At 68.4% G+C, this 25,121-nt stretch carries 29 protein-coding genes and 3 pseudogenes; 19 read left to right on the forward strand and 13 right to left on the reverse strand.

Annotation, left to right across the window (positions count from 1 at the left end):
- Positions 1-291 (reverse strand): ATP-binding protein (locus I0Q12_RS23135; RefSeq protein ID WP_231611270.1); only part of this gene is annotated, 291 nt, incomplete at its 3' end.
- 127 nt (positions 292-418) lie between these two features.
- Between I0Q12_RS23135 and I0Q12_RS23140 the strand changes: the two genes are divergently transcribed.
- Complete coding sequence (locus tag I0Q12_RS23140) at positions 419-1,141, forward strand: GAF and ANTAR domain-containing protein (protein WP_197255115.1); 723 nt, start codon at positions 419-421, stop codon at positions 1,139-1,141.
- 210 nt (positions 1,142-1,351) lie between these two features.
- A complete protein-coding gene (locus tag I0Q12_RS23145) occupies positions 1,352-1,714 on the forward strand; it encodes an STAS domain-containing protein (protein ID WP_248673145.1) in 363 nt (120 codons plus the stop codon).
- A gap of 151 nt (positions 1,715-1,865) precedes the next feature.
- Here the strand turns inward: I0Q12_RS23145 and I0Q12_RS23150 are convergent, their stop codons facing one another.
- The gene (locus tag I0Q12_RS23150) at positions 1,866-2,351 is read right to left on the reverse strand and encodes a MarR family winged helix-turn-helix transcriptional regulator (RefSeq protein WP_374068768.1); all 486 of its coding nucleotides are present in this window, start codon (positions 2,349-2,351) and stop codon (positions 1,866-1,868) included.
- A 97-nt stretch (positions 2,352-2,448) separates the two neighbouring features.
- Here I0Q12_RS23150 and I0Q12_RS23155 point away from each other — a divergent pair, with 97 nt between their 5' ends.
- Both I0Q12_RS23155 and I0Q12_RS23160 read left to right on the forward strand, forming a co-directional pair.
- Positions 2,449-3,327 carry an alpha/beta fold hydrolase gene (locus tag I0Q12_RS23155; protein ID WP_197255117.1) on the forward strand — a complete coding sequence of 293 codons (879 nt, stop codon included), beginning with the start codon at positions 2,449-2,451 and terminating at the stop codon, positions 3,325-3,327.
- Positions 3,328-3,408: 81 nt separating this feature from the next.
- Positions 3,409-3,906 (forward strand): hypothetical protein, encoded by a 498-nt coding sequence (locus I0Q12_RS23160; RefSeq protein ID WP_374068769.1) that lies wholly within the window; start codon positions 3,409-3,411, stop codon positions 3,904-3,906.
- 27 nt (positions 3,907-3,933) lie between these two features.
- On the opposite strand, the gene I0Q12_RS23165 is transcribed toward I0Q12_RS23160, so the two are convergent.
- The 4 genes and pseudogenes from I0Q12_RS23165 to I0Q12_RS23180 all read right to left on the reverse strand — a co-directional run bounded on the left by I0Q12_RS23165 (position 3,934) and on the right by I0Q12_RS23180 (position 7,828).
- Positions 3,934-4,773 carry a galactosyltransferase-related protein gene (locus tag I0Q12_RS23165; RefSeq protein ID WP_197255120.1) on the reverse strand — a complete coding sequence of 280 codons (840 nt, stop codon included), beginning with the start codon at positions 4,771-4,773 and terminating at the stop codon, positions 3,934-3,936.
- On the reverse strand, positions 4,770-5,771 hold the full coding sequence (locus I0Q12_RS23170; RefSeq protein ID WP_197255122.1) for a glycosyltransferase: 1,002 nt from the start codon (positions 5,769-5,771) through the stop codon (positions 4,770-4,772). Before I0Q12_RS23170 ends, I0Q12_RS23165 begins: the two co-directional genes overlap by 4 nt.
- Positions 5,771-6,842 (reverse strand): annotated as a pseudogene (locus tag I0Q12_RS35180) (glycosyltransferase family 4 protein). The gene I0Q12_RS23170 and the pseudogene I0Q12_RS35180 overlap by 1 nt, the downstream one beginning before the upstream one ends.
- The gene (locus tag I0Q12_RS23180; protein WP_307846453.1) at positions 6,839-7,828 is read right to left on the reverse strand and encodes a glycosyltransferase family 1 protein; all 990 of its coding nucleotides are present in this window, start codon (positions 7,826-7,828) and stop codon (positions 6,839-6,841) included. The pseudogene I0Q12_RS35180 and the gene I0Q12_RS23180 overlap by 4 nt, the downstream one beginning before the upstream one ends.
- Before the next feature lie 356 nt (positions 7,829-8,184).
- Here I0Q12_RS23180 and I0Q12_RS35185 point away from each other — a divergent pair.
- Positions 8,185-8,376, forward strand: a pseudogene (locus I0Q12_RS35185) (hemerythrin domain-containing protein); the annotation flags it as partial.
- A gap of 73 nt (positions 8,377-8,449) precedes the next feature.
- Positions 8,450-8,695: a hypothetical protein gene (locus tag I0Q12_RS33635; protein WP_231611272.1), complete on the forward strand. Its 246-nt coding sequence runs from the start codon at positions 8,450-8,452 to the stop codon at positions 8,693-8,695.
- 96 nt (positions 8,696-8,791) lie between these two features.
- Here I0Q12_RS33635 and I0Q12_RS23190 read toward each other — a convergent pair whose 3' ends face one another.
- Entirely contained in the window at positions 8,792-9,487 is a 696-nt protein-coding gene (locus I0Q12_RS23190; protein WP_197255125.1) for a PAS and ANTAR domain-containing protein, read from the reverse strand.
- A gap of 232 nt (positions 9,488-9,719) precedes the next feature.
- Between I0Q12_RS23190 and I0Q12_RS23195 the strand changes: the two genes are divergently transcribed.
- From I0Q12_RS23195 to I0Q12_RS23220, 6 genes and pseudogenes are all read left to right on the forward strand, one after another.
- Positions 9,720-10,121: a hypothetical protein gene (locus tag I0Q12_RS23195; RefSeq protein ID WP_307846454.1), complete on the forward strand. Its 402-nt coding sequence runs from the start codon at positions 9,720-9,722 to the stop codon at positions 10,119-10,121.
- Positions 10,118-11,347, forward strand: coding sequence for an NRAMP family divalent metal transporter (locus I0Q12_RS23200; protein WP_197255127.1), 1,230 nt, complete (start codon positions 10,118-10,120; stop codon positions 11,345-11,347). Before I0Q12_RS23195 ends, I0Q12_RS23200 begins: the two co-directional genes overlap by 4 nt.
- Positions 11,344-11,748: a hypothetical protein gene (locus tag I0Q12_RS23205; protein WP_197255128.1), complete on the forward strand. Its 405-nt coding sequence runs from the start codon at positions 11,344-11,346 to the stop codon at positions 11,746-11,748. The genes I0Q12_RS23200 and I0Q12_RS23205 overlap by 4 nt, the downstream gene beginning before the upstream one ends.
- Positions 11,735-12,052, forward strand: coding sequence for a PRC-barrel domain-containing protein (locus I0Q12_RS23210; protein WP_197255129.1), 318 nt, complete (start codon positions 11,735-11,737; stop codon positions 12,050-12,052). Before I0Q12_RS23205 ends, I0Q12_RS23210 begins: the two co-directional genes overlap by 14 nt.
- Before the next feature lie 195 nt (positions 12,053-12,247).
- Positions 12,248-13,712 (forward strand): annotated as a pseudogene (locus I0Q12_RS23215) (aminotransferase class I/II-fold pyridoxal phosphate-dependent enzyme).
- 52 nt (positions 13,713-13,764) lie between these two features.
- Complete coding sequence (locus tag I0Q12_RS23220) at positions 13,765-14,775, forward strand: hypothetical protein (protein ID WP_197255130.1); 1,011 nt, start codon at positions 13,765-13,767, stop codon at positions 14,773-14,775.
- Positions 14,776-14,834: 59 nt separating this feature from the next.
- On the opposite strand, the gene I0Q12_RS23225 is transcribed toward I0Q12_RS23220, so the two are convergent.
- The 3 genes from I0Q12_RS23225 to I0Q12_RS23235 form a co-directional block, all read right to left on the reverse strand.
- Entirely contained in the window at positions 14,835-16,973 is a 2,139-nt protein-coding gene (locus I0Q12_RS23225) for a catalase (RefSeq protein ID WP_197255131.1), read from the reverse strand.
- Positions 16,974-17,068: 95 nt separating this feature from the next.
- The gene (locus I0Q12_RS23230) at positions 17,069-17,434 is read right to left on the reverse strand and encodes a hypothetical protein (protein WP_197255132.1); all 366 of its coding nucleotides are present in this window, start codon (positions 17,432-17,434) and stop codon (positions 17,069-17,071) included.
- A 9-nt stretch (positions 17,435-17,443) separates the two neighbouring features.
- On the reverse strand, positions 17,444-17,686 hold the full coding sequence (locus I0Q12_RS23235) for a hypothetical protein (protein ID WP_197255133.1): 243 nt from the start codon (positions 17,684-17,686) through the stop codon (positions 17,444-17,446).
- 170 nt (positions 17,687-17,856) lie between these two features.
- Here I0Q12_RS23235 and I0Q12_RS23240 point away from each other — a divergent pair, with 170 nt between their 5' ends.
- The 4 genes from I0Q12_RS23240 to I0Q12_RS23255 all read left to right on the forward strand — a co-directional run bounded on the left by I0Q12_RS23240 (position 17,857) and on the right by I0Q12_RS23255 (position 19,182).
- Entirely contained in the window at positions 17,857-18,279 is a 423-nt protein-coding gene (locus I0Q12_RS23240) for a DUF6292 family protein (RefSeq protein ID WP_197255135.1), read from the forward strand.
- Positions 18,280-18,324: 45 nt separating this feature from the next.
- Positions 18,325-18,579, forward strand: coding sequence for a DUF6480 family protein (locus I0Q12_RS23245; protein WP_197255137.1), 255 nt, complete (start codon positions 18,325-18,327; stop codon positions 18,577-18,579).
- 82 nt (positions 18,580-18,661) lie between these two features.
- Entirely contained in the window at positions 18,662-18,898 is a 237-nt protein-coding gene (locus I0Q12_RS23250; RefSeq protein WP_197255139.1) for a CsbD family protein, read from the forward strand.
- Positions 18,899-18,981: 83 nt separating this feature from the next.
- On the forward strand, positions 18,982-19,182 hold the full coding sequence (locus I0Q12_RS23255; RefSeq protein ID WP_197255141.1) for a hypothetical protein: 201 nt from the start codon (positions 18,982-18,984) through the stop codon (positions 19,180-19,182).
- Positions 19,183-19,200: 18 nt separating this feature from the next.
- On the opposite strand, the gene I0Q12_RS23260 is transcribed toward I0Q12_RS23255, so the two are convergent.
- Positions 19,201-20,616, reverse strand: coding sequence for a trehalose-6-phosphate synthase (locus I0Q12_RS23260; protein WP_307846456.1), 1,416 nt, complete (start codon positions 20,614-20,616; stop codon positions 19,201-19,203).
- Positions 20,617-20,894: 278 nt separating this feature from the next.
- On the opposite strand from I0Q12_RS23260, the gene I0Q12_RS23265 reads away from it, so the two are divergent.
- Entirely contained in the window at positions 20,895-21,437 is a 543-nt protein-coding gene (locus I0Q12_RS23265; RefSeq protein WP_197255143.1) for a Dps family protein, read from the forward strand.
- A 102-nt stretch (positions 21,438-21,539) separates the two neighbouring features.
- Here the strand turns inward: I0Q12_RS23265 and I0Q12_RS23270 are convergent, their stop codons facing one another.
- Positions 21,540-22,106, reverse strand: a complete 567-nt coding sequence (locus I0Q12_RS23270) for a type 1 glutamine amidotransferase domain-containing protein (protein ID WP_197255145.1) — start codon at positions 22,104-22,106, stop codon at positions 21,540-21,542.
- Between the two features lie 119 nt (positions 22,107-22,225).
- Between I0Q12_RS23270 and I0Q12_RS23275 the strand changes: the two genes are divergently transcribed.
- The gene (locus tag I0Q12_RS23275) at positions 22,226-23,230 is read left to right on the forward strand and encodes a DNA topoisomerase IB (RefSeq protein ID WP_197255147.1); all 1,005 of its coding nucleotides are present in this window, start codon (positions 22,226-22,228) and stop codon (positions 23,228-23,230) included.
- 98 nt (positions 23,231-23,328) lie between these two features.
- Complete coding sequence (locus tag I0Q12_RS23280) at positions 23,329-24,510, forward strand: zinc-dependent alcohol dehydrogenase (protein WP_197255149.1); 1,182 nt, start codon at positions 23,329-23,331, stop codon at positions 24,508-24,510.
- 1 nt (position 24,511) lies between these two features.
- Here the strand turns inward: I0Q12_RS23280 and I0Q12_RS23285 are convergent, their stop codons facing one another.
- Positions 24,512-25,093 (reverse strand): DUF2231 domain-containing protein, encoded by a 582-nt coding sequence (locus tag I0Q12_RS23285; protein WP_197255163.1) that lies wholly within the window; start codon positions 25,091-25,093, stop codon positions 24,512-24,514.
- Positions 25,094-25,121: the final 28 nt, after the last annotated feature.

Here is a 25,121-nt window from a genome sequence, read left to right on the forward strand (position 1 = left end):
GGGCGAAGGTCGGGTCGTGGCGGAGACACTGATGCGCAGCGTCGGCGCGATCGCCTGAAACCGGCACGTGACGTCGGTTCCGTCGACGGCACTCATGATCAGGCGCGTGGCTGCTTCGTCGACGGCGAGTTTCACGTCGGCGACGGTGTCGAGATCGAAGTCCTGCTGCAGCGCGATCGCGGCGGCGACGGCACGCAACACGGGGAGCTGTCCCGGATCGGCGCGGACGCGCAGTTCCACGATGGGATGCGTGTGCGCGCGGTCCGAGTCGATCGAAGCGGTCGTCGCCATGGGTTCGGGGCCCTTTCAGTCGGATTCTCGGTCGGTCGCCGGCTCGACACGATCCGGCACCTCCCGTTCGAGCGGAGAATACCCAAGAAGGTCGTGTATGAATCGTGACCGCGAAAGGTGAATTCGTATGAGCAACGAGGATGCACAGCGCGAGGAGACAGGGGCCGTCTTCGCGCGGCTCGCGGAGATCGTGTACGGCCCAGAGGACTACGCGCAGATGTGCGCAGCGCTGTGCGTCGCGGCCCCGATGCTCGTTCCCGGTTGCGATCGAGCAAGTCTCGTGGTGCGGCGCGGGTCGTCGATGCGTACGGTCGCGGCCGGCGACGACACGGCCCGCCGAATCGACGCTGCCGAAAGGGAACTCGGCGAAGGCCCGTGCATCGACGTCCTGCACCACGACACGACCGAACTCGATACCGACCTGGCAGTCCGCACCCGCTGGCCGGCGCTGACGAAGTGGATCCTCGAATCCACCCCCGTCCGCGGAGCGGCGGGATTCCGGTTGACCGTCGAAGGTGCGGACGCCGCGGCCCTCAACATCTTCTCCGACACACCGGGCGCGTTGACGGAGCAGTCTCTCGACGCGGGCGCGGTGCTCGCCGCGTTCGCGTCGGTGGCGCTGAGCGCGAGGGCCCACCGGGACCAGGCCGTCTCGCTGCGTGCCGGTCTCGAGAGCAATCGGGAGATCGGGAAGGCGATAGGACTGCTCATGGCCATCCACGAGGTGCCCGAGGAACAGGCGTTCACGCTGCTCCGGGAGGCGTCGCAGCGGATGAACCTGCGATTGTCCGAGGTTGCAAAGCAGGTGGTAGAGACCTTGAAACGAACGTCCGACGCGTCCGAATCATGAGATTCCGATGTCGTCCGTTGAGCATTGCCGTCGATTTGACGTAGGCTGAGTCCAGGTTGAGCACACAGCCTGGACCAGGAAGCATCGCGGAAGCGGGCATCCGTGGCAGGCCGCCCGACTTTCTGCGATTCTTCCCATCGTTTCGATGGGAGTGTCATGACTGTTGTTCCCAATTTTCGCGCCGCTACACGTTGGGCTACCAGCACGGGTGTGCCCGATGAAACATCCGCCGGTGCGCGTTTCGTCACCGAACGGATAAGCGGTGACATGGTGCGGGTCGCTGTGCAGGGCGAGATCGACCTGCTCAACGCTCCGGCGCTGCGTCGTTACGCCAGCGACCGGCTGCGTCCGTCCGCGCGAATGGTGCTCGACCTGTCCGAAGTCGAATTCATCGGGTCCGCGGGGCTCGCTGTGTTCGAGGCTCTCGAAGCGAGGGCAAACCAGTGCGACGCACGGTGGGTGCTCGTCGGGAAACGGCCGGTGCAACGACTGCTGCTCGCCGCGGGCGAGACCCGTCTGCAACTGCACACCTCGCTCGAGAGCGCGATGGGGGCGCTCCGGGTCTCGGCATAGAAGAGGGGGGCTCATCCTTGCCGGTCGGGCACCGATCGGCAAGGATGAACCACCGCGCGGCGTACGGAACCACGACACCCACGACTGCCGACGCGGCGAACACGAATGCGAGATGCTTCTGCTGCACGGCGTTTCCTTCGGACGGTAGCGGTCAGGATCCGGGTTCGGTTCCTGCTCCGGTCACGCGGACATTCTCGACCACGGCTCGCATCTTCGAGAGGAACTCGTCGATCGTGGCGAGTTCCTCGGGGGAGAACGAGTCGAGAACCCCGACAGCCCGGCCGATGAGCGGCCCGAAGAAGCTCCAGCCGAGTTGTTCGGCGGACTCGGTGACCTGCAACCTCACGCGTCGGCGGTCCTGGCCGTCGCGTTCCCTCGCCACCAGGCCGTCCTTCTCGAGACGGTCGACGAGCGCGGTGGTCGACGCGGAGTTCAGGCCGAGTTGCTGCCCCAGCCATCCCGGCGTCGCGACGGCGCCGGCGCGGGCAGCGTCGAGCAGAGCGATCAGGGCGCGCACATCGGTGGCGTGAAGTCCGTGGGTCCGGGCGAACTCGGAGCCGAACAGGTTCAGCTGCACCACGAGTTCCCGTAGACCGTGCACCATCGCCAGGGCCCGGCCGTTCTCCGTGTCCGTCACTGCTGATCCTCCGGCTCGACCAGTCCTCCGGCTCGACCAGATTACCTCGACAGTCTACTATCTCGATCGTCGAGATAATTCCATGGCGGAGGTTGCAATGTCCCAACCGACGATCGAAGAATTCACGAACACACCGGCAGGTACCGCCTTCCATCGCGCCTACGACGCCGTGCTGGCCCGCTGGCCCGACGGCACCACCTCGATCGATCTCGAATCCGGACACGGCAGCACCCGGATCAACGCGTACGGGCCGCCGGACGCGCCTCCGGTCGTGCTGCTACCCGGCGGGGGTGCGACCTCGACGGCGTGGTTCGCCAACGTCGCGGCACTCGGCGCACGGCACCGCGTCCATGCCGTCGACATCCTCGGGGATGCCGGACGTAGTGTCCCGGGCCCACACCCGCCACGGACCGTCGACGATCTGCTCGACTGGTTCTTCGGGGTCGTGGACGGGCTCGGCCTGGACACCTTCGGAATCGCGGGGCACTCGTACGGTGCGATGATCGCGCTCGCCGCTGCCCTGCGCAGACCTGAACGCGTCGACAAACTCGTTCTGCTCGACCCGAATTCGTGCTTCTCGGGGATGCGGCCCGGGTATCTGCTGCGCGCGTTGCCGCTTCTGCTGCGCCCGACCGAACAGCGCGAACGAACCTTCGTCGCGTGGGAAACCGGAGGTCGCCCGCTGGACGAGGGATGGCTGGACCTTCTCGCGCTCGGTGCGACATTCCCGGCATCGAAGACGATCGTCCCGAAAAGGCCGTCCGGGAAGGCATTCCGCGACTTCGGCGTCGACACCACGGTGATCCTCGCTCGGCGCAGCAAGGTTCACGACAGCCGCCGCGTCGACGAAGCGGTCCGGCGGCTCCTTCCCGATGCGCGGACGATCGTGCTGGACGACGCCACGCACCACACGCTTCCCGTGCATCCCGCCGACGCCGTGAACGCCGCGCTCCTCGAGGGGTTCGGGGGTCGCTGACCGGCCCGCCGACGGCGCATTCCGACAGGCTCGGGGTTTTCCGGGACGGACCGGTGGGTATGCCCGGGAAAACCCGATCCGATCGGAGGTTTCGACATGGACGCGCTGGGCTGGATCGTACTGGCAATCGTGATCGTCGTCGTGGTGCTGCTGCTCGCCTGGTTGCTGACCAGACGCCGGACGCAACATCGTCGCACCGAGGCTGCGCATCTGCGGGCACAGGTCGCCGAACGTGCCCCGGTCGCGGAACAGCGCGCGGCCATCGCCGACGAGACCGCTGCCAAGGCCCGCCGGGCAGCCGCGGAGGCTTCCGAGAAGCAGGCCGAGGCGGCCCGCCTCGCAAGCCGCGCGAAAGTACAGCGGGAGGAGGCGGAATCGGTTCGCAGCGAGCTGGACGAGCAGCGTGAGCGCGCCGACCGGCTCGATCCCGACGCCGCCGCGCCCTCGGCGCCCGCCGAGTCCCGGGCTTCGGCGGACGATACGGAGCCGAGGCGGGATCTGCGAACGGACCGGGTGCGGACGGACGAGGTGCGAACGGACGAGGGTGACGCGAGCCGGGAGGGCCGGCACTCCGTGTAGAGGCGCCCGGGGAGGGACGCCGAGCTGTCACCGAGCCGCGGCCGTGCAGATCCAACGGCCGCGGCGGGTGTCGTAGCGGACCAGACCCAGTTCGGCGAAACCGTCGAGCCACCCCCGCATCGGCCACCATCCCCACCTTCGTTGGAAAATTGTTGCGTTGGTGACGATGTCGTGAACGTGCTCGACGGGCGGGTCGGACACCGGGTGATATTGGTGGAACGCGTGAGCACCCCCGACCCACGCAAGTTCCACATCGGATCGTGCTGCCGTGCAACCGAAGTCGGTGTCCTCGCCACCGTAACCGGTGTAGTCGGTGCAGAAACCGCCGAGCCGCCGCCAGGTGGTGGCGGTCGTCGCGAACGACAGCGACCAGAACAGGTGATGGTCTCGTGACGGAAGAACGTCATCGTCGGCCGGGACAGGCCGGGCGGGATGGGGATCGACCATTTCCGGCAGCCGGTCCAGGTCGTAGCCGTTCTCCGGCGGCGGTGGGAGGTATGTGACCGGCCCGCACAGCAGCGCATCCCGATAGCGCTCGTCGCCTGCGACATCCTCGTAGCGACGCAGCATCCCGGGCGCGGGAATGCAGTCCACGTCGAGGAACACGAGCAGCTCTGCGCCGAGATCGAGCGCACGGTCCGCCCCGAGATTGCGGGCCGCGGCGAGGGGGAGCGGGCCTTCGGCGTGAGGCATGAACACGATGCTGGCGTCGCTGCCGGTACGAGCGACGGTCGATGCCACGCCGGGGTCGCCCATCGCGACGACGACGTGCCGGTCGGGACGTCGGTCGCCGCGGTACAACCCGCGCAACTGCAAGCTCAGGTGCCGGTGCCGATGCGCTGCAATGGTCACCACGCAGGTCTTCACGCGCAGCTCGATTCGCCGGCGACCTTCTCGATCGCTGCCGCGGCCCGCGCGGCAGCACCCTCCGTGCCCCACAGATCCCAGCGACCCGGATCGGACCGGCGAGCACGATCGAGCAACCCGGGCCACGCCTGCGCCTCCGGCCAGCCGGTCAGGGCCACGGCGAGACCGGCGTGATCGAGGGCGCTGACGGTGGCGCGTTGTTCGTCGAAGGGCCGTGGCTCGGCGACGAGCACGGCGGGCCGGCGGGCCGCGGCGATGTCGGCGACCGTGTTCTGACCGGCGTGGCCCACGACCACGTGTGCGCGGCACAGCGCCGGCCACGGGTCGTCGACCCACTCCCGGCCGGCGATGCCGAGACCCTCCCACGCGAAGCGCGGCTCGCACTCGGAGTACGCCTCGAGGTCCGCGGCAGTGAGGGAGGATCCTCCGCTGCCGCCGAGAACCAGCACCGTGTCCTCGTCGGGACGGAACCGCGACGAGGACCGTCCGTCGAAGCGGCTGATGCCTCCCACATAGTTGGTCCGGTCGGCGAACGGCTGCAGCCATTCCGGTTCGTACATCGCGCGCGGCCAGGCCGCGATGATGCGATCGGACAATCGGTAGGCCAGCTGATGCGCTGCGTCCGTGCGGTTTCCGGGCATGGCGACCGTCACCACGGGAATGCCGAACAGTCGTGCCGTCAGCGCGATCTCGACGGACACGTCCACGACGATCGCGGTGGGCCGCGCCCGTTCGATCCACGCGGCGAATGCAGCCTGACGGCGGCGCAGGCCGGGATCGAGGCGGGGAACCCAGTGCAGGGTCCCGAACGCGGTCGGGTCCTGCGCGGTCGGCGCGGCGTCGTCGCGGGGGAGGACCACCGTCTCGGCGAAGACGCCGTCCGGATCGGAAACCGGCTCGGAGCACAGAGCGGTGACCGGGATGCCGAGGTGGGCGCAGATCGCCGCGGCGCGGGAGCGGTGCCCGTGGCCGTGATGGTGGATGTAGTAGCCGATCATCAGGTGACACCCACTCGGGGACATGCTGTTCGGAGCAGGTCCCGGTAGAGGTCGAGGTAGGTGGCGACCATGACCTGCTCGGAGCAGTACGACTGCGCCCGCGCCCGTGCCGCCTCGCGCGGGAGAGTCGCTGCGACGGGCACGGCCTCGGCCATCGCGGCGGTGTCCCCGTCAGGGACGAGAACCCCGCAGTCGGGTGTGAGGAGTTCGGGGATCGCACCGCGCGCGAACGCCACCACCGGGGTTCCGCAGGCCAGCGCCTCGGCGACGACCAGACCATAGGGCTCGTCCCAGCAGGGTGTCACCAGGACGGCGGCGGCGCGACCCACCTCCGCGGCGAGATCGGCACGATCGAGATGCCCGAGATGGATCACGTCGTCACCGAGGTGCGGGGCGATGTGCTCGTCGAAATAGGAAGGAGCGCAGATCGGTCCGGCGATCCGGAGTCTTCGGCCGGAGCGCCGGGCCGCGTCGATCGCCAGGTGCGCACCCTTCTCCGGAACGAGGCGACCGAACCACATCAGGTCGGTTCCGCCGGGGCCGGGCGGCCAAGCCTGCAGGTTCACCCCGTTGTGGATCACGGTCGCGGGTGTCCCGCCACCTTCGTCGCGGTGAGCCGTCACACCGCCGCGGCGTGGCCAGCGCGGATTCGATCCACGGCGTCGGGGGCGTGTGGAGCGTGCACACCACCGGAACGTCGAGCGTGTGCGCCATTGCCACCGGCAGGTAGTGGAGGCTGTGGTTGTGGATCACGTCGAAGCGCCCGGCGAGCGGTCCGGCCAGCTGCAGCATCAACGACAGATACGCGTGGTGGTCCGCGAGAAACGTTTCCGGCACCATCGATTCGTCGGTGCGTGCGGCCGCGCTCGGGGCGAACTCGTGGACGTCGAGAAACGTGGCGTGCAGACCGGGATCCGATCCTTCCGCTGCGAACAGCGTGACGCGGTGCCCGGCATCGGTGAGCGCGTGGGCCAGGTGCCAGATGTGCGCCTCGAGTCCACCGGCGAACGGCTCGCGGATGGGGTACCTGTTGGACGCGATCAGCGCGATCCGCAGCGACCCGGTGCTCACGACCGTCCCCGTTCACGCAGTGCCCGCTCGTAGAGATCCCGGTGGGTGCGCGCGATGTTCCGGCGCTGGGCGAGCCGGCTCTCCCATGCGGGCCGAGGAAGAGGCCGAGGGCGGTGGTACAGATCGCGGATGCCGCGGTCGAGCGAATCGGGATCGAACCGGTGCTCGTCGAATTCGAAGACCGCGCACGGTTGTTGCTGCCCGTAGAAGCCGCAGCTCGGCGCGGCGACGGCGGTTCCCAGGTCGTGGCAGGCCTCCAGCCACCCCGAGTGCGTGCCGAAGCGGTAGGGCAGGACCGAGACGGTCAGCGACGAGAGGTAGCGCCACAACTCGTCGTCGGAGAAGTAGGGGTGGACCAGCACCTCGACGCCGGGGCGGTCCACGAAGGCCGTCAGTGCGGCTCCGGTGTCGGGTGCGTACCAATGATTGCCCGGATCGAAGATCTCGTCGTGGAGGTCGATGCGCAGGATCGCTCCGGGCAGCGAACCGATTGTCTCGGACAGTGTTTCGACGACGGGCAGCACGTCCATGTTCGCGCGCAGGCTCTTCGCGTGCACACCGACCACGAACCGGTCCTCGGCCGGGCGCGGGCGGTCGAACCACTCCTTCTCCACGACGTGCGGATGCGGGACGACCGTGGCGGAGCGTCCCCACACCTCGTGGATGCGTGCCGCCGCGCCGGGGGTGAGGGTGATCAGTTCGGTGGCGCCGCGGATCAGGACGTCGAGTTGTTTCTCGTGTGCACCCGGAGTGTCGTGGTGCGGATTACGAAGATCGTGCACCGTGTACACCAACGGGATTCGATGGTCGTCGAGCTCGGCGACGATGTCCTCGAGCTGGGCAGGCTCGATCGCGTCGAATCCGAAATGCACGTGGAAGACGTCGAATTCGTGGTGGTGCTCGGTGACCCAGCCGGGCTCGAGCATCAGCGGAGGCCACCAGCCGCCGGGAACCGTGCGGCCGTCCGCCGGCACCGGATCCGGCATCCGCGTCACCCCGTCGCCGTCCGGATCCGCCAGGTGCCGAACGTAGACATGCGAGGCGGGTACCGACGCAACACGAACGGATCGCACGAGTTCGCTCACTTCCCACGAGATCGGGTGACGGCCGTATCGACAGTGGCCGGCCGGGACGACCGAGGGATACCCACAAAGTCGACTGCCACACCCGAGAGGTTCGGAAATCGACCCCGCGGTCCGGAAATCGGCAGGCGGCCGAACGGTTTCCGGGAACCCGGACCGGGTTACCCGCCACTGGAGCAATCGAAGGGAAGGTAGCGATGACAACGAGCGAGCGCGACGTGATCGAGGTCCTCACCCACGATCACCGCGAAGTGGAACGGATGTTCGCCGAACTCGAGGCACTCCACGGCATCGGAACCGACGAGGCGCGGCAGCGGCGCAAGGATCTCACCGACCAGGTGACCATCGAGCTGGTGCGGCATTCGGTCGCCGAGGAGGCCGACGTCTATCCGGCCGTGAAGAAGAAGGTCAGCGAAAGCGAGGCCGAGCATGCCAAGGAAGAGCACGCGGAGGCCGAGAGAACGATGAAGCGGCTGGAGGGGTTGAAGCCGGACGCCGGAGTTCGAAGCCCAGCTCGCACTGCTGATGCAGGAGGTCCGCGAACACGTCGCCGAGGAGGAGAGCGAGATCTTCCCGCACATGCGGAGCGTCTTCACCCAGGAGGAACTGATCGACCTCGGGAAGAAGGTGGAGTCGACGAAGAAGCTGGCGCCGACGCGGCCGCACCCGTCCGCCCCGGACGAACCGCCGGGCGACAAGATCCTCGGCCCGGTCACCGGCCTGCTCGACCGTATGCGTGACGCGGTGACCAAGCGCGGAACCGAACGATGAGGACGTGATCGATCGGGGATTGTGCCGATTCGGGAGGACTGTGCTGAATCGGACAGTTCGGGTGATACCCGCGAGCCGGCCCGGGGTGCAGGTCGCTCAGGGGCGGCTCGCGGGGCGATCCTCGCGGGAGATCGTCCGGTGCACGGTCATCAGGAAGTGGTCGAACTCGTTTCGCGAGGAATCGGAAATCTTCGGTCCGGATCCGCCGGTGACGACGTCGACGATGCGCTGGGCCAGCGCCCGGAGCTTGGTGTTCGTCTCCTGAGACCGCCACGTGAGGATCTCGAAGGCGTGCTCGGCGGAGATTCCGTACACGACCATCAGCACACCCTTGGCCTGCTCGATGATCGCGCGTGACTCGGCGAAAGTGGACATCGCTTCGTCGACGGTCTCACGGATCTCGTCCGCGTAGCTCTCGGTGAGGTCGACGTAGAACCCGGACGTGCCGATGACCGCGCCGGTGTCGTCGAGCAGCTGGTCACCGACCACGACGACCTGCTTGACGTTCCCGGCGACGTCCACGATCCGGTGCCGGCTGCTGAACGGCCTGCCGGTCGTGCGCTGAGCGTTCAGCACCTCGGTGATCTGCTGCAGATCCTCCGGATGCTTGTGGGACAGAACCAATTCCGTTGTCGGATGCACCGTACCGGGCTCGTATCCGTGCATCCGAGCCACCGCATCGGACCACTCCCATTCGTCGGTTGCGACGATGTACCGGAAGCTGCCGACACGCTGGGGCCTGTCGGCGCGCAGCTCCCGTCCTGCGCGGGTATCCGTGGTCGAATCGGTCATTCCGCGATTATGCCGCGAAGGGTGTTACCTCGACCACTCGGTCCCGATTCCCGAACCGCCGAGGGGCACCGACCGCGGGGAGACGGTCGCCTTCTGTGACGGGTGTGCAGGAAACCGACCGTGCGGGTTGAAATTCCGTTCGCGGGGTACTCCTGTGCGCACCGTATGCGGCGGTGCAGCTCGGGAGGTTCCGGTGCGTTGGCGGCGAGGCGTGGTCGCAGGAATCGTGGCGGTGTCCTTGTCGTGCGGCTGCTCGGGTCTGCCCGGGGGAACGGAGGGGGATCTGTCGCGGGCGGCGGAGGATGCGGCATCGGCGACCGCGTCCGCCCAGCTGGGACTGTCGCTGGTCACTGCGCACCGCACCACCGGTAACCACGCGGACGTGGTGCTCGACGACGCTCTGGAGACGGTTCTCACCTCCTACAGCGCTACGGCCACCGCCGAGACGGCGTCGCCGGAGGAGGCGGCGCACCGGGACGTGCTGCTCGGCTACCTCGACGACGCGGTAGCGGTGCTCGGCCGGGCCCGCGGGCACGTCGCCGGCGTGCCGGGGTCCGCGGACGCAGCGTCCCTCGACCAGGAACTTCGCCGGCTCACCGACACGCTGTCGGCGTTCGGGGAGGGCGCGCGGTGACGAAACTGTTCGCCGTCGCACTCGGCGTTCTCACCGCCATCGGCGGTTTCCTCGATATCGGGGACCTGGTCACCAACGCGGTCGTCGGATCCCGTTTCGGGCTGAGCCTGGTCTGGGTCGTCGTGCTTGGGGTCGGGGGCATCTGCCTGTACGCGAACATGGCCGGACGGGTCGCCGCGGTCAGCGGGCGCGCGACGTTCGAGATCATCCGCGAGCGTCTCGGTCCCCGCGCGGCGCTGGCGGACCTCGCAGCGTCCTTCCTGATCAATCTCATGACACTGACCGCCGAGGTCGGCGGCGTCGCGCTGGCGCTGCAACTCGCGTCCGGCGTCGGGCCCCTGATGTGGATGCCGGTCGCGGCGTTCGCGGTGTGGCTGGTGATCTGGCGGGTCCGTTTCACCGTCATGGAGAACGTCACCGGACTGGCCGGACTGTGCCTGATCGTGTTCGGGGTGGCGCTGTTCCTGCTGGGGCCCGACTGGGGTGAACTCGGACAGCAGATCCTCGCCCCGGCCGTCCCCGAAGCCGAGTCGACCGCGGTGTACTGGTTCTATGCGGTCGCATTGTTCGGTGCGGCGATGACGCCGTACGAGGTGTTCTTCTTCTCGTCGGGTGCGCTCGAGGAGAAGTGGACCGTCGAGGACCTGGGCAAGGCCCGGCTCAACGTGCTCGTCGGTTTCCCGCTCGGCGGGGTCCTGTCGGTGTGTGTGGCCGCCTGCGCCGCGGTGGTGCTGCTCCCGCAGAACATCGGCGTCGAATCCCTCTCCCAGATCGTCCTGCCGGTGGCGGAGGCCGGCGGTCGCCTGGCGCTGGCGTTCGCGATCGTCGGGATCGTCGCCGCGACTTTCGGTGCTGCCCTCGAGACGACGCTGTCCAGCGGCTACACGCTCGCGCAGTTCTTCGGCTGGCGGTGGGGCAAGTTCCGGGCTCCCGCGGACGCCGCCCGTTTCCACCTGGTGATGATCGTGTCGCTGCTCGTGGGACTCGCGATCCTCGCGACCGGCGTCGATCCCGTTCTGGTGACCGAGGTTTCTGTGGTGTTCTCGGCGGTGGCGCTGCCGTTGACCTACATTCCGATCCTCATCGTCGCCAACGACCCCGAATACATGGGCGAGCACGTCAACGGCCGGGTCGTCAACGCTTTCGCGCTGGCCTACGTGCCCGTGATCGTCGCCGCCTCGGCCGCTGCCGTACCCCTGCTGATCATGACGGGAGCCGGATCGTGACCGAATCGGACGCTCTGCCTCGGCTGCCGATCGAGGGTCGTGTCCTCGACGCGCGGTTGCACCTGCTGGACCGGCTGCTCGTCGACGTCGACGGCCGCCCGGTCACCACCGTCGACGATCTCGAGCTCGACGGCATCGAAACGGGCCGGAAGATCCCGGCCGGGGCGGCGCCGCCGCAGGTGCAGGCGATCCTGAGCGGCAACGCGCTGCCGACGCGCATCTTCGGCGGCACACCGCCGGACTCGCGGCTGGACCGCATCGACTGGGCCGACGTGGACCGCATCGACGTGGCGGTGCACCTGACAGTGCACGGTGACGACCTCGACCACCTGTGGATCGAACGATGGGTCCGCGACCGCGTCGTCGGACGGATCCCGGGAGGTCGTCGTGCGGTTGAGTGAGATCGTCGGGGCGCGAGTCCGCGACAGCGACGGCAACGGTCTCGGCACGGTCGTCGACGTCCGGTTCGCTCTTTCGGGGAATGAGGGCCCCACCCTGGCGGCGCTGCTGGTCAGCCCGAGATCCGCGGGCTCGTTCCTCGGATACGAACGGAGTTCGGTCGACGCCCCGGCGCTGATCGCCCGCTATCTGCGGTGGCGGCACCGCGGTGCGTTCCTGGTCCGGTGGGCCGATGTGCGCCGTGTCGGAGACGGATGGGTCGACGTGCGCGACGGTTACCGCAGGTTCGCGCCCGCCCTGCCGTGACTCCGGGCGGAGTCGATCGGCTGGGTGTCGATCGGCTGGCTGACGAGGGGTTCATCCTTGCTGGCGCGGGCCCGATCTCTTGGCGATCACGAAGACGACGACGCCGATCAGAATGAGGATTGCAATCAGTTCCATGGCGCAGGGGTACCCCGTGGTGCCGAATCGAACCGGTCCCGAACGGGTACCCGCTGCGGCATGAGCGGAGATCGGAAGGATCAGGGGAGGGCGCCGCTGCTCGACGCGCTCGCGGACTACCACCGGCAGGACCGCTACGGATTCAGCCCGCCGGGACATCGCCAGGGCCGCGGCGCCGACCCGCGCGCGCTCGACGTGCTCGGTGACGCCTATCGATTCGATGTGCTGGCGACCGGCGGACTCGACGACCGGCTCGCGCGCAACCACTACCTCTCCGACGCCGAGGACCTGATGGCCGAAGCCGTCGGCGCCGAGCACGCGTTCTTCTCCACGTGCGGAAGCTCGCTGTCGGTGAAAGCGGCGATGATGGCGGTGGCCGGGCACAGTTCGGGCGGGCTGTTGCTCAGTCGCGACTCCCACAAATCCGTCGTCGCCGGGCTGATCTTCGGAGGCATCCAGCCGCGGTGGGTCACCCCGCAGTGGGACGCCGAGCGGCACATGTCGCATCCGCCGTCGCCGGAGCAGATCCGGGAAGGCTGGGAAAAGCATCCGGACGCGGTGGGAGCCCTGATCGTCTCACCCAGCCCGTACGGGACGTGCGCGGACATCGAGGGCATCGCCGAGGTCTGCCACGAACGGGGCAAGCCGCTCATCGTCGACGAGGCGTGGGGCGCGCACCTGCCGTTCCACGACGATCTGCCCACCTGGGCGATGAACGCCGACGCCGACGTGTGCGTGGTCAGCGTCCACAAGATGGGTGCCGGATTCGAGCAGGGCTCGGTCTTCCACACCCAGGGAGATCTCATCGACTTCGCCCACCTGTCGACGTGCGCCGACCTGCTGATGACGACGAGCCCGAACGTGCTCGTCTACAGCGGAATCGACGCGTGGCGCCGGCAGATGGTCGAGCGTGGCGAGAGGCTGCTGGGCGACGCGCTCGAGCTGAGCAGGCAACTGCGCGAACGTCTTTCGCAGATTCCCGGGCTGCAGGTCCTCGAGGACGAACTGCTCGGCCACGAAGCCTCGCACGATCTGGACCGACTGCAGATCCTCGTCGACGTCAGCGAGACCGGTGCCTCCGGTTATCAGTTCGCGGACTGGATCCGGGAACACTGCCGGGTCGACATGGGGCTGTCCGACCACCGCCGCATCATGGCGACGATGTCGATGGCGGACGGCCCGGAGACCGCCGACCGGCTGATCCGGGCGTTCGAAGCCTGCGCGGCCGCGGCGGACGGTTTCGAGCCGCCTGCCGTCACCGGACGAACTGCAACTCGAATCCCGGATGTCGCCCCGGGACGCGTTCTTCGCGGAGAAGGTCGAGGACGTGCCCGCCGCACAGGCGCCCGGACGCATCGCGGCCGAGCAACTGACGCCCTATCCACCGGGCATTCCGGTGGTTGTGCCCGGCGAGTTGATCGACGACGCGGTCGTCGACTATCTGCGCAGCGGGCTCGCCGCCGGGATGGCCGTCCCCGACGCCACCGACCCGAAACTCGACACCTTCCGGGTGGTCGCGCAGTAGGACGAAGCGCCGATCACGTGTCGTCGTCCCCGCGGCTGGGTACCCCCCGGGGGTGAGGCTCGGTCTACTCGACATCGGTTCCAACTCGGCCCAGCTGCAGATCGTCGAGGCAGAGGTCGGTGCGCCCCCGCTGCCCGTGCACGCGATCCGGGTGCCGACCCGGCTCGCCGACGAGGTGCAGCCGGACGGATCCCTCAGCGTCGCAGGCGCGGACCGCGCGGCAAGCGCGGTGGCGACGGCGGTCGACGCGGCGTACCGGTACGGAGTGGATCGGCTGTTCCCGTTCGTGACCGCGGCGATCCGTGACGCCGAGAACCGGGACGCGGTGCTCGACCGGATCGTGCAGGCGTCCGGTATCCGCCCCGAATACCTCTCGGGCGATCAGGAGGCGCGGCTGACCTACCTCGCGGTGCACGCGTGGTACGGCTGGTCCGCGGGCCGGCTGCTGGTCCTCGACATCGGCGGCGGCTCGATGGAACTGGCCCTCGGGCGCAACACCGAGCCGGACATCGCGCTGTCGCTGCCGCTCGGTGCGAACCGGTTGACACGCCGCTATCTCGAGAGCGACCCACCCACCGCGAAGGAACTCAAGAGGCTGCGCCGAGACGTGCGGGACACCCTGGGTGACGCATCGGACCGACTGAAGTGGGAGGGCGATCCGCACGTTACCGTCGGGGCGTCGAAGACGTTCAAGCAGCTGGCTCGGCTGACCGGTTCCCCGGCCCAGCGCAAGGGACCCTTCGTTGCCCGCACACTGCAGCTCGACCAGCTGCGCCGGGTGATCGACAAGCTTGCGGGCATGCCCGCACAGCACCGCAGCCGCTTGCCCGGTGTGTCGGAGTCCCGCGCCCGGCAGGTGCTCGCCGGCGCGATCGTGGCCGACTGTGCGATGACGGCACTGGGCCTGGACAGCCTCGAGATCAGTCCGTGGGCGCTGCGGGAGGGGATCGTGTTGCGGCACTTGTCGTCCCTCGCCGACGACCGCGACGCGCTGCCGTTGCAGCCGTTGCCGGAGCGCACGGAGGAGGGCGCGACGGTGACCACGCTGCCCAAGCAGATCTGACACATCCGGATCCGGCGCGCGATGGGCTCCCGCCCACGGCGTGCCGGATCCGGCGAGTGTCATGCCGGCACGGAGTCCACCTCGCGGTCCCATGCCCGGTGCCGCGCCATGACGTCGGCGAAGGCGTCGAAGAACTCTCCCGGCAGTGACGCCTCGGCGGCCGTGGAGGTCACCACACCCGCATGGGTGAGGACGTCGGGGCCCTCGGCGACCGGGCAGTGCAGCCCGGCGGCGGGCAGCAGGTCCAGACCCGCCCCGAACGCTGCGATCGGCTTGGCGTGCTTGTACGCCTCGGCCAGGAAGTGCAGCGTGTAGCCGTCCTTCCGGAGGGTCGCGATCGCGTCGGGCCCGCACGGGACCACCACCGCGTCGTACAGCACCGACGCCATGGTGTTGATCGCGCGGTCGACGGCGATGTCGCCCCCGGAACCGCCGGTGAGCACGCCGCCGCCCTTGGGCGCGAGCACCTCGACGATCGCGCCCCGTTCGGTGAGCGCCTCGACGAGTCGGTCGACGCCGGTGACGTCGACACCGTCGGCCGCGAGTACCGCGACGCGCCGGCCGACGATGCTGTCCATCGCAGTGTTCAGCTGGGAGAGCGCGGGGGAGGGCGGCACGATGTCGACGAGCGACGACTCGGGTGGGGCGTCGAGGCCGAGTTCACCTGCGACCCGTGATGCCAGGCCGTGATCGACCAGGTCGAGCTCGGCGACGACGCGTTCGCGGATGTCGACGTCGGTGACCTTCCCCAGCTCGAAGCCGAAGGCCGCGACGATGTGATCGGCTTCGACTTCGGACATGCTGTGCCAGAACAGACGTGGCTGGCTGTAGTGGTCGGTGAAACTGTCGCTGCGGGCCCGCACCACGTGCCCGTCCACGTGCTTCGCGTAGTGCGTGAAGACCTCCTCGTCGGCCAGTGCCGGACACCCGCTGCCGAGCGAGTTCTTGTGGTAGGACGCCTTTCCCCGCTGGATGGTCGGTTGGCTGTATCCGTCGTGCTGGTGGGTGCGCACCTCGGTGACGGGCCGGTTGACCGGCAGATGCGAGAAGTTCGGTCCGCCCAGCCGGAGCAGTTGGGTGTCGAGATACGAGAAGTTGCGGGCCTGCAGCAGCGGATCGTTGGTGAAATCGATGCCGGGCACCAGGTTCGCGGTGTGGAACGCGACCTGCTCGGTCTCGGCGAAGAAGTTGTCCGGATTCCGGTTCAGTACCATCCGCCCCACGGGCTGCACCGGCACCTGCTCCTCCGGAATGAGCTTCGTGGCGTCGAGAAGGTCGAATTCGAAAGCGAATTCGTCCGACTCGGGAACCAACTGCACACCGAGTTCCCACTCGGGATACTGCCCGGCCTCGATCGCCTCCCACAGATCGCGGCGGTTGAAATCCGGGTCCTTACCGGCGATCTTCTGGCACTCGTCCCACACCAGTGAGTGCGTGCCGAGTTTCGGTGTCCAATGGAATTTGACGAATGTTCCGGTGCCCGTGGCATTGACGAACCGGAAGGTGTGGACTCCGAAGCCCTGCATCATCCGGTAGCTGCGCGGCAGCGCGCGGTCCGACATCAGCCACATCGCCGCGTGCAGCGTCTCCGGCTGCAGTGACACGAAATCCCAGAACGTGTCGTGCGCGGACTGCGCTTGCGGAATTTCGTTGTGCGGCTCCGGTTTCACCGCGTGCACGAAATCCGGGAACTTGATGCCGTCCTGGATGAAGAAGACCGGAAAGTTGTTGCCGACCAGATCGTAGTTGCCCTGTTCGGTGTAGAACTTCGTCGCGAAACCGCGGACGTCACGGACCGTGTCCGCGGAACCGCGTGACCCCGCCACGGTCGAGAACCGCACGAACACCGGGGTACGCACCCCGGGTGTGGTGAGGAACCGGGCGGTGGTGACCTCGGCGAGCGAATCGTCGTAGGGCTCGAAGAAGCCGTACGCGCCGGCGCCCCGCGCGTGCACGACCCGCTCCGGGATGCGTTCGTGGTCGAAGTGGGTGAGCTTCTCCCGTGCGTGGAAGTCCTCGAGGAGTGTCGGTCCTCGGGTGCCGGCCGTGAGGGAGTCGTCGTCGTGGTCGACCCGTACGCCCTGCTGAGTGGTGAGGTAACCGGAGTTGCGGTCCACGCGGAAGCCGTCGAGCTGCCTGTCCTTCGGATCGCGCTGTTCGGGCGTGCCCGCGGCGCCGTCGGGTCCGGTCTTCGTCATCCTGTCCTCCGATCCGGGAATGCGGTGGTCCGTCCGGGGTGCAACGGTTTCGTACCGTGACTACCCCCGGGCGAGACCGGCAAACCCGGCGTTTCTCAGTCGCTGACGAGGACGCCGAACGAGAACATCAGGAAGACGATCATCCCCACGAGCAGACCCCATCCGACGCCCTGCCAGATCGGCCACGTCCCGTGTCGCTGCCATGTGCGGAATGCGCGGTACAGCGCGCCGAGCCCGCCGATCAGCAGGACCACGGGCGGGCCGAACGCGAGGATCTGCTTCGCCGGCGCGGTGCACACCGCGAACGACTCCTCGGCGCAGCGGTCTCCGGAGACGGCCAGTCCCCACACCACCCCGACCGCCAGCACGAGCAGCGCGACAGCGACGACGATCGCCGCGTACCACATCGCGGATCGGAAGGTCGCGGGATCGCGCCACCGCTTCTCGACGTCCTGGCTCATGGCACCTCCTCAGTGGTGTTCGGCGCGGTCGGTGACTTCGGGCCTGCCGGCGGCACGCGCGCAGTGCGCACAGCAATAGATGGTGCTGTCCACCTCGACGCCGTGGCCGAGAATCCGGCAGCTGCAGTGCGCGCACACCGGGGCCATCCCCTGGACCGCGCACTCGAAGCTGTCGTAGGTGCCGGTGACGTCGGCGCGGGTCACGGTGAACGTCTTGTCGTAGTCGTTTCCGCAGGTATCGCATGTGGGCATGGCGCTGTCTCCCTTCCCTCGGACCTACCGGACGAGTGCCCGTGCGAGTACTCGACCAAACGAGACGGGCCGGGAGGATACTGGGAACACACAGCGTGTCGGATTCGTCCGACGTGGGTATTCCCGTCCCGCCGGATCCGTGCCGGTCCTGCGGATGTGAGGAGAGCGTGATGGAACGGCCGTCAGGTGACGAGGTGATGGTCCGAGGGTTCACCCGGTACATCGAGCAGGTCGCCCAGGAACTGGGCATTCCGGAAGGGAAATGGGCGGCCCGCGACGACGGCGCCTGGGAGGCGTACGTGGGCATTCCGGAGCTCGAGTTGTATCCCGGCCGTGAAGTGGCTCTCGTCTGGACCCCGGACGAAGGGTGGGCGCTCGCCGTCGAGACCGGATCCGGTGAGGACATGATCCTCGCCGGCTACCTAGGGTCGACGCGGGTTCCCCCGCCGTCGGCGGTGCGGGCCTTCATGGATCGTCTTCGGCACGACGGAGGGGCCCTGCGCACGACCCCGGCCCGCGGAACCCGAGAGGACGCGCTGCGGGCGGTCGCGGACTACGGCGGGGTCGCGGGAGGTGTCGCAGCGGTCGAGTGAGGGTATGCGACGAGGACTACACGTTCCGTCCGGAAGGTGGGTCCGATGACAGTTCCCGATCCCGAACCACACGGCAACACCGATCCAGATCCCGGCACCACGCCCGGTCTCGAGCCCGGCGGAGGAGTGCCGCCCGGCACCACGCCACCCGAATCCGCCGGTACCTCCGGGCTGTCCGCTCCGGAACCGGAGACGAGGAAGCGTTTCCCCGTGACCGGGTGGATGACGCTCGGCGCGGTGATCGTCATCGTGCTGGTGTTCGTCGCCGTCATCGTCGGTCTGATCGCCGCGATGATGTGAACAAGATCTCCGGGCGGGTTGAGACCGGCCACGGCGGGGTAGCCCCTGTGCGTCAGTGAAGAGTTCCGACAGGAGGATTCGCATGGCAGACGAGAAGAGCGGCCCCAGCGAGGCCGTCAAGGGCGTCGTCGAGGACGTCAAGGGTAAGGCCAAGGAGGCCGTCGGTGCCGTCACCGGCCAGGACGATCTGACCCGCGAGGGCCGCGCCCAGCAGGACAAGGCGGAGGATCAGCGCGAGGTCGCCCGCAAGGAAGCGGAGGCGGAGAAGGCCAGGGCGAAAGCCGAAGCGGACGAGGCCAGGCAGCGCGCCCAGCAGTAACGCTCACAGCAAGATGTCGTCCGGGGGCGGCCGGAGTCCTGCGGGACCCGGCCGCACCCGTCGTCACAGGAGGTGTCGCCAACGTGCGGATCGTCACGCTCGTGGTGCTGATCTGGCTGGTCGTGGGTGCGATCGCGGCCGGGCAGCGTGGCTACTTCAGCGGAACCGAGCAGAATTGCGCGGGTGTCGCGACGGTGGTCGTGACGGTGCTCGCGGGCCCGCTGAACTATTTCGGTGTCAATCCGAGGATCGAGGACTGCCGCCTGCCCGAACCCAGCACGTGACCGACCGGGATCGGATGGTCAGGAACGGGCTGCGCGCAGATCGTCGAGGAAAGTGCGCGCCCACCGGTCGACATCGTGCTTCATCACCTGGGTGTGCATCGAGCGCATCCGTCGTGCCTTGACGGCGGGTTCCTCCGTCACGGCGGCGACGATCGCGCGCTTGACCGCGTCCAGGTCGTGCGGGTTCACCAGATGGGCGCGTCGCAGCTCCCACGCTGCCCCGGCGAACTCGCTGAGCACGAGGGCACCGCTGCCGTCGCCGTGGCAGGCGACGTATTCCTTGGCGACGAGATTCATGCCGTCGCGCAGGGGCGTGACGAGCATGGTGTCGGCACACGCGTACATCGCGATCAGCTCGTCGCGATCGACGGGCCGGTGCAGGTAGTGCACGACGGGCCGGCCCAGCCGGCCGAACTTGCCGTTGATGTTCCCGACCTGTCGTTCCACGTCGTCGCGGAGCTGCGCATAGGCGGTGAGCCGTTCACGGCTCGGCGTGGCGAGCTGGACCATGACGATCTTCTCCGGATCGAGGGTGCCCTCCTCGAGGAGTTCGCGGAGCGCTTCGAGCCGGATGTCGATGCCCTTCGTGTAGTCGAGTCTGTCGACGCCGAGCAGGACCGTGTCGGGGTCGCCGAGTTCGACACGAATCTGCTTGGCCCGCAATTGGGTCGATGCGGAGCGTGACTGCTCGTCGATGTGGGCGGAGTCGATCGAGATGGGATACGCCCCGACCCGCACGAGGCGGTCGCCGACTTCGACCGCGCCGGCCGAGCCGGGGCGGGGAGCGGGCGCGGAGAGCAGCCGCCGGGTCAGGAAGCGGAAGTTGTCGGCACCGCCGGGGAGATGGAAGCCGACGAGATCGGCTCCGAGCAGACCCTCGATGATCTCCCTGCGCCACGGTAGCTGGAGGAACAGTTCCGGGGGCGGGAACGGGATGTGCAGAAAGAAACCGATCGTCAGGTCGGGGCGCATCTCCCTGAGCATGCGCGGTACGAGCTGGAGCTGGTAGTCGTGCACCCAGACCGTGGCCCCGGGCGCCGCCGCCTGCGCGGCCGCTCGGGCGAACCGCTCGTTGACCTGCACGTACGTCTTCCACCAGCTGCGGTCGAAGGTGGGCGTGACCACGGCGTCGTGGTAGAGCGGCCACAGGGACGTGTTGGAGAAACCTTCGTAGTATTCGGCGACCTCGGTCTCGGTGAGCCGAACCGGATGCAGGGTCAACCCGTCCTCGACGAAGGGCTCGAGGTCGACATCGGGGGTTCCCGGCCAGCCCACCCACGCGCCGTTGGTCTGCCGCAGGATCGGTTCGAGCGCGGTGACGAGGCCTCCGGGGCTGCGATGCCAGGTTCCCGGACCTCCGTCCGGATCGGGTTCGAGGTCGACGGGCAGCCGATTGGCCACTACCAGGAAATCCGAGGAGGTCGTATTCGTCACGATTTTCAGCCCCTATTTCGCACAATTTCGGCAGCGGCGGCGGTCCGCGGAAACGTAGCGGTGCCTGGGCTTTCGGGATTCGTCCCCGAAAGTCTTCAACGGAACTGCGGTCCGTACTTCCGCTCCGGTGGCGAGAGTGTATCAGGTCACCGTTTCGGATCCCCGGAACCGCTGTCTGTGTTTAGCATTGGAACCGGCCGGGTAGATGTCGTACATCGACCGGTACCGCGATGCCGATTCCGCACGCCGGAGGGACATCGCTGGAGAGAGGAGAACGCATGGGTAAGTTCACAGTTCCGGGTCTGAGCGAGAAGGACGGCGGACGCGTGGCGGAGATCCTCCAGGAACGGCTGAGCGCCTACAACGATCTGCACCTGACTCTCAAGCACATTCACTGGAACGTGGTGGGCCCGAATTTCATCGGGGTACACGAGATGATCGACCCGCAGGTCGAGCTCGTGCGCGGCTACGCCGACGATGCCGCCGAACGTATTGCGGCGCTGGGTGCGTCGCCGCAGGGCACGCCCGGAGCGATCGTGAAGAATCGTACCTGGGACGACTATTCGGTGGGGCGGGACAGCGCGCAGGCGCACCTCGCCGCCCTCGATCTGGTGTACGACGGATTGATCGCAGACAACCGCAAGGCGATATCCGAAGTGGGAGAACTCGATCCCATCACCGAGGACCTGCTGATCGGGCAGACCGGTCAGCTCGAGAAGTTCCAGTGGTTCGTGCGCGCGCATCTCGAGAACGCGGCCGGAGCTCTCGTCAGCAGCGGTGCCACCACCGAGCAGAAGGCTGCCGACAAGGCCCGCTCCTAGCGCGTCACTTCCGCCGGCACCACAGATTCCGTCGAAAGGTCGGCCGCACACGGATATCCGTGTGCGGCCGACCTTTCGTGTGTAGCGTGCGGTGTGCGGGTGTCAGCTCTGCGTCACTCGTGAGAACACGTCGACGATGGCGTCGCAGAACGCGGGCAGATCGCGGGGGTTGCGGCTGGACACGAGATTCCGGTCTACGACCACTTCCTTGTCCACCACCGTGCCTCCGGCGTTCCGAATGTCTGTGCGCACACTCGGATACGACGTGAGGGTGCGGCCTCGCACCACGTCCGCCTCGACAAGTGTCCACGGCCCGTGACAGATGACGCCCACCGGACGTCCCGACGAGACGAAGTCCCGGACGAATGCCACCGCGGCGGAGTCCTGCCGCAGGTGATCGGGGTTCGTCGTTCCACCCGGCAGGAGCAGGGCATCGAAATCGTCGACGGAGGCGTCGGCCACCGCCTGGTCGACGCGATACTTGCCGGCCGGATGCACGTCGGAGTTCATCGCCTGGATCTCCCCGGCGGACAGCGAGAGCAGCTTCGTCTCGGCCCCGGCGCGTTCGACGGCACGCCGGGGCTCGACGAGTTCGGCCTCCTCCACGCCGTCGGTGGCCAGGATGGCGACCCGTCGCGATGCCAGCGGGCCCGTTTCCGAAGAATTCATGGTTCACCGTCCTTTCGTCGTCCGCCCCGGGTACCCGCGAGCACGAGACCAAACACGCTGTGTAGGCCCGGTCGATTCGGGATATTCCCCCGAATGCGACAGTGCCGGTGGAGGGACGGATGATCTTGCGGCGGAGCGTGACCAGCACGCCCGGTATCCGGAGAGTGCGGCGCGGACGTGGATTCGCCTACATCGGCGTCGACGGCGCCGCGGTGACGGCGACGGTCCGTGCACGCATCGAGGCCCTCGTGATCCCGCCCGCGTGGAAGCAGGTCTGGATCTGCCCCCACGAGAACGGTCACATCCAGGCGTACGGCACCGACATCGCCGGTCGCCGCCAGTACCTGTACCACGAGCAGTGGCGCGCCGAACGCGACGAGGAGAAACACGATCGCGTGCTGGCGATGGCGTCCCGATTGCCGCAGTGGCGACAGCAGGTGCAGGACGATCTCGTGCGCCGCGGAGCCGGGCGTCGCCGCGCCGAGGCCGTGGCGCTGCGCCTGCTGGACCGGGCCGTGTTCCGCGTCGGCGGGGAGGAGTACGCGGAGGAGAACGGCACCCGTGGCGTCGCGACCCTGCTGCGCAGTCACGTCCGGATCAGCGGCGACGTTCTCACCTTCGACTATCCCGCGAAGGGCGGGATCCGGCGGGTCGTCGCCGTCGACGACCCGGATCTCGCGACCGCGGTGCGGGCGCTGCGTCGTGTCCCGAGCGAGAGCGGCCGGCTGCTGACCTACCGCGAGGGAAAGACCGTGCGCGAACTGCACGCCGACGACATCAACGCACGGTTCAAGGAACTCGCCGGCGACGACTGCAGCGCCAAGGACCTGCGCACCTGGAACGCGACCGTGCTGGCCGCCGCCGCCTTCGCCGAGCAGGAGCCCCCGGCCGGCGACCGCGCCCTGGCCCACGCCGAGGCCGAGGTGATGCGCCGGGTCGCGGAAGAACTCGGCAACACGCCGGCGGTGGCGCGCGGCTCGTACGTCGATCCGCGAGTCGTTGCGGCCTACGAACAGGGCCGCACCGTACGGGCCGCGTTGCGGCGAGCCGCCCGCAGCAAGTCCGACGACGAGGCCCGCGAGATCGTCGAACGCGCGGTGATCCGGCTGCTCCGTCGATCGTGACGCCGCGCTGTCGGTGCGCGGCGTTTGAACGGCAACCCCCGGCGGTAACCGGGGCAGGGGAGATCCGGTTCGGGGGACGCGAGAGGAAGGATGCAACGATGAAGGCCGTGACGTGGCAGGGCAAGCGCAAGGTCGAGGTCGACACGGTGCCGGACCCGCGGATCGAGGAGCCGACCGACGCCGTCATCCGCGTCACCACCACCAACATCTGCGGCTCGGATCTGCACCTGTACGAGGTGCTCGGGGCGTTCATGTCGCCGGGCGACATCCTCGGACACGAACCGATGGGCATCGTCGAGGAAGTCGGCAGCGAGGTGACGAACCTGAAGGCCGGTGACCGGGTGGTGATCCCGTTCCAGGTGTCGTGCGGTGGTTGCTTCATGTGCGGGCACGGCTTGTTCTCGCAGTGCGAGACCACCCAGGTACGTGAATACGGCAGTGGTGCAGCGCTGTTCGGATACTCCAAGCTGTACGGCAGCCTTCCGGGAGGGCAGGCGGAGTATCTGCGGGTCCCGCACGCGCAGTCCACGCACATCAAGGTCCCCGACGGTCCGGACGATTCCCGGTTCGTGTACCTGTCCGACGTGCTGCCGACCGCCTGGCAGGCCGTCGAATACGCCGACATTCCCGAGGGCGGCACGGTCACGGTCCTCGGCCTGGGACCGATCGGCGACATGGCGGCCCGGATCGCGCACCATCACGGTGCCCGCGTGATCGGCGTCGACCTCGTGCCGGAGCGGCTGGCCCGAGCCCAGGCGCGGGGAATCGAGACGATCGACCTGAACGGGACCGACGGGGAGCTCGGCGACCGGATCCGTGATCTCACGGACGGGCGCGGCACCGACTCGGTGATCGACGCGGTGGGCATGGAGGCACACGGCAGCCCGGTCGCGAAGTTCGCCCAGACCGCGGCGGGGCTGTTGCCGTCGGCGGTCGCCGAACCGCTGATGCAGAAGGCCGGCGTCGACCGGCTCGCCGCGCTCTACAGCGCGATCGACGTGGTGCGGCGCGGCGGAACCATCTCGCTCAGCGGTGTGTACGGCGGCGCGACCGACCCGATGCCGATGCTGACCCTGTTCGACAAGCAGATCACGCTGCGCATGGGGCAAGCCAACGTGAATCGCTGGGTGCCGGAGATCCTGCCGCTGCTCACCGACGACGACCCGCTCGGCGTCGACACCTTCGCCACGCATCGGCTCCCGCTGTCCGAGGCGCCGCACGCGTACGACATCTTCCAGCGCAAGGTGGACGGTGCCGTGAAGATCCAGCTGGAGCCCTGATTCACCGATCCGCGGGCGTGACCGGTTCGGCGAGGACGGGGTCGTAGGCGGGGCCGGTCGCGTCGGTGTCGTGGGTGTGTGCGCGAGGGGAGACGCCCATTCCGAGTGCGTACGCCAGGTGACCGCCGAGGACGCCGCCGACACCGATCATCCCCAGGCCCGCGAGGCTCAGCGCCACCGACGACGTCGAGGATTCCGGGGCGCACCGCCGCCGTCGGAAGGACGCGCCCGTCAGCGCGATGCCCGTGGCGTTCGTCAGTGCGTGGATCAGCCCGACCCGCCGCTGGATCGTGGTGCCGCGGGACCAGTCCGACCACCCCGTGAGCAGGGTCGGCGGGGTCGCGGCCAGACCGATTCCGAGAAGTCGCCGGGCCGCGTCCGGCTTGCGGAAGACCAGATCGAAGACCGCAGCCGAGGACCACGCGCCGATCGGGACCGCCACCAGTGCGGGATGCAGCGGATGGCCGAGGAACTCACCGCGCAGCACACCTCCGGCGGGGCCGTCGGCGACCGGCCTCACCAGGGCGCGGACCACCGTGGCGGGGCGATCGAGCCAGGACGCCGATTCGGTGCTCTCGAGCAGCCGGGCGAGCGGCGGGGATGGGTGGGGA

The sequence above is a fragment of the Rhodococcus sp. CX genome (assembly GCF_015865005.1).
Classification (GTDB): domain Bacteria; phylum Actinomycetota; class Actinomycetes; order Mycobacteriales; family Mycobacteriaceae; genus Rhodococcus.